A 202-nucleotide genomic window follows, 5' to 3' on the forward strand; every position below is an offset into this window, starting at 1 on the left:
TCTGGCCGGAGGTGAGCGTGATGGCGGTGGTGACGCCGGTCGTGGGACTAGCGTCGCTGTCGAGGGTGTCGTCGCTGCCCCTGTCCTGCGGGCTGAGGCTGTAGCCCATGGGAGTGACGAACTTGACTGTGTAGGTGCCGGGAGCGGCGGAAAGGCTGTAGTTGCCGCTGCTGTCAGTGGTGGCGCTGGTGACCACGGTGCC

The 202-nt window shown here is 66.8% G+C and carries 1 protein-coding gene; it reads right to left on the bottom strand.

Annotation, left to right across the window (positions count from 1 at the left end):
- The coding region (locus E2C06_RS37245; RefSeq protein ID WP_133293454.1) for an SdrD B-like domain-containing protein at positions 1-202 on the bottom strand (202 nt) is incomplete at both ends.

Source organism: Dankookia rubra, assembly GCF_004355005.1.
GTDB lineage: Bacteria > Pseudomonadota > Alphaproteobacteria > Acetobacterales > Acetobacteraceae > Paracraurococcus > Paracraurococcus ruber_A.